Source organism: Furfurilactobacillus milii (assembly GCF_009863985.1).
In the GTDB taxonomy this organism is placed as follows: Bacteria; Bacillota; Bacilli; order Lactobacillales; family Lactobacillaceae; genus Furfurilactobacillus; species Furfurilactobacillus milii_A.
Genome location: NZ_WEZT01000005.1, coordinates 504,697 through 507,150 on the forward strand (window position 1 = coordinate 504,697; position 2,454 = coordinate 507,150).

The 2,454-nt window shown below is 43.2% G+C and carries 1 protein-coding gene, 12 tRNA genes and 1 rRNA gene; all 14 read right to left on the reverse strand.

Annotated features, from left to right (window positions below):
• Window positions 1-160: 160 nt before the first annotated feature.
• Window positions 161-424: a hypothetical protein gene (locus tag GB992_RS05300; protein ID WP_161001516.1), complete on the reverse strand. Its 264-nt coding sequence runs from the start codon at window positions 422-424 to the stop codon at window positions 161-163.
• Between the two features lie 832 nt (window positions 425-1,256).
• Window positions 1,257-1,342, reverse strand: a tRNA-Leu gene (locus GB992_RS05305).
• Window positions 1,343-1,379: 37 nt separating this feature from the next.
• Window positions 1,380-1,450: transfer RNA gene (locus GB992_RS05310), tRNA-Cys, on the reverse strand.
• Between the two features lie 20 nt (window positions 1,451-1,470).
• Window positions 1,471-1,542 (reverse strand) — tRNA-Gln (locus GB992_RS05315).
• A gap of 8 nt (window positions 1,543-1,550) precedes the next feature.
• A tRNA-His gene (locus GB992_RS05320) sits at window positions 1,551-1,623 on the reverse strand.
• Window positions 1,624-1,640: 17 nt separating this feature from the next.
• A tRNA-Trp gene (locus GB992_RS05325) sits at window positions 1,641-1,711 on the reverse strand.
• Window positions 1,712-1,715: 4 nt separating this feature from the next.
• Window positions 1,716-1,796 (reverse strand) — tRNA-Tyr (locus GB992_RS05330).
• A gap of 11 nt (window positions 1,797-1,807) precedes the next feature.
• Window positions 1,808-1,880, reverse strand: a tRNA-Phe gene (locus GB992_RS05335).
• 37 nt (window positions 1,881-1,917) lie between these two features.
• A tRNA-Asp gene (locus GB992_RS05340) sits at window positions 1,918-1,991 on the reverse strand.
• 9 nt (window positions 1,992-2,000) lie between these two features.
• Window positions 2,001-2,073 (reverse strand) — tRNA-Val (locus GB992_RS05345).
• A gap of 14 nt (window positions 2,074-2,087) precedes the next feature.
• A tRNA-Glu gene (locus tag GB992_RS05350) sits at window positions 2,088-2,160 on the reverse strand.
• 8 nt (window positions 2,161-2,168) lie between these two features.
• Window positions 2,169-2,260 (reverse strand) — tRNA-Ser (locus GB992_RS05355).
• A 15-nt stretch (window positions 2,261-2,275) separates the two neighbouring features.
• Window positions 2,276-2,348 (reverse strand) — tRNA-Asn (locus tag GB992_RS05360).
• A gap of 7 nt (window positions 2,349-2,355) precedes the next feature.
• A 5S ribosomal RNA gene (gene rrf / locus GB992_RS05365) occupies window positions 2,356-2,454 on the reverse strand; the annotation flags it as partial.

A 2,454-nucleotide genomic window follows, 5' to 3' on the forward strand; every position in this document is an offset into this window, starting at 1 on the left:
CACTTGAACTAATTAATCAACGACCATTAAAAATACATCATCAACAGACTGCCATTGAAAGATTCCGGGCTTGTTCGGATTAAACTTGTAATTTGCCAACCATAAAAAAGAGCTAGTCATAATGATTAACCAATTGAGAATAATGGCACATATAAAAATGTTAATTTTTATCAAACCAAGTCCATTCTCCTGGCTTGATAAACTTATTGTATGTCTTATTATTATCAAATACTCGAACATACAAAACTGAGCTTATTGGAATAAATGTTGAACCTTTGAAATTATTTTGATTCGGAATATTACCAAATCCACCGTCCTGCTTCATTTGTGCCCACAAAAGACTTGCGCTCAGCTTTTCATCGAAATCATTCGGTGTTTTGTATACCAACGATTCACCACTTTTTAAGTTAAAATCATAAATCATTATTATTCCTCCTTTTTATACACATACTATACCGCATTTTTGGAAAATTTACGTTACTGATGAGAATCTGCACCCTGCATGAGCAATACTTATTAGGTGCTTAACACTTCACTTAACGATGAGCCTAAAACACAAGTTTGATGAACCACAAAACAGACTAACCTTAGTGGCGAGAAGTGATTCGACGGAATCATTTCTCGCCACTTTTAGTTTCTGTTAAAGTGGTGATGAAGTTGACAAGTCGTGCGGTTTTTTGGCGCTTTGACGTCGTACACAAAAATGGCAACTTCACCGGTATAATTCAAGTTTGATCTTAGTCTGTTGACCTTTAGGCCGTGTTTTGAAAATTAAATTGATCATATTAACATGAAACAACTTCAGAAAGATGGCACAACAAGTTTGCCAGAAAACTATTATTTCGGGCCATTAGTAATATCGCTACAGTCGCTCACTACCATCCGAATCACATCAATGACTTTTATCAGCGCAGAAAAAAACAATCTCCTCAGTCAGGGACTAAGAAGATTGCCATCGCTGCGATGGGTCGCCTATTACGAACGATTTACCATCTCGTGATTACGAATCAGATGTATATATACGGCGTCAAGCGCCAACCATTCTGATTACGTTTATAGTGTACTAGCCTTATTCAAAAAAATAAATGACTAAGGTCTATTTAGTGTACTCGAAAATTACATTTCAAACTGTTCTAATCCCGAAGTGACCGTTTCGTGCCTCTAAGTTCAAACCAATTCAAAGACGTAAATACCGATAGAGCAACATAAATACTTGACTAAGGGTAGAAAAAAACTCCCTTAAGGGAGTCCATATATGCCGCCGGTGGGGGTCGAACCCACACTCCCGGTAAAGGGAACTGGATTTTGAGTCCAGCGCGTCTGCCAATTCCGCCACAGCGGCAAGCTATGAAATTCTGTTACACGCCCTTCGACGTGAAAGGTGGTAACCGGATTTGAACCGGTGATGAAGGTTTTGCAGACCTCTGCCTTACCACTTGGCTATACCACCATAATGGAGCAAATCCAAAGTTGGGATAGCTGGATTCGAACCAGCGCATGACGGAGTCAAAGTCCGTTGCCTTACCACTTGGCTATATCCCAATAAAAAGGGCGGTATGTGAGAATCGAACTCACGCGTGCTGGATCCACAAACCAGTGTGTTAACCACTTCACCAATACCGCCATAATATTTAAATAAGCAGGGATAGCAGGAATCGAACCCGCACCGGCGGTTTTGGAGACCGACGTTCTACCGTTAAACTATATCCCTATAATGGCGGAAGTTGGATTCGAACCAACGAACCTTTCGGGGCGGTTTTACAGACCGCTGCGTTTAGCCACTTCGCTATTCCGCCATACTCTGAAATGGCGCGGGACGGAATCGAACCGCCGACACATGGAGCTTCAATCCATTGCTCTACCGACTGAGCTACCGAGCCATACCAAGTTTGGTATTTAAAAATTTACAATAAACAACGGTCCCAACGAGACTCGAACTCGTGATCTCCTGCGTGACAGGCAGGCGTCCTAACCAACTGGACCATGGGACCATCATTAAATGGAAGATACAGGGCTCGAACCTGTGACCCTCTGCTTGTAAGGCAGACGCTCTCCCAACTGAGCTAATCTTCCAAAATATTAAAAATTGACCCCTACGGGATTCGAACCCATGTTACCGCCGTGAAAGGGCGGTGTCTTAAACCACTTGACCAAGGGGTCATATAAAACGGAGAGTAAGGGATTCGAACCCTTGAAGCAGGTTGTTACCCGCTTACATCATTTCCAGTGATGCTCCTTCGGCCAACTCGGACAACTCTCCATTTTTAATTTTAAACTCCGGCAGGCGGGCTCGAACCGTCGACAACCTGATTAACAGTCAGGTGCTCTACCAACTGAGCTATGCCGGAATAATATGCATGGCGACGACCTACCCTCGCAGGGAGCGATCCCCCAACTACTCTTGGCGCGACGAAGCTTAACTTCCGTGTTCGGCATGGGAACGGGTGTATCCTT

Excerpts from the sequence above, each read along its gene's own strand:
- GB992_RS05300 (WP_161001516.1), bottom strand. The coding sequence starts at position 424 with ATGATTTATGATTTTAACTTAAAAAGTGGTGAATCGTTGGTATACAAA.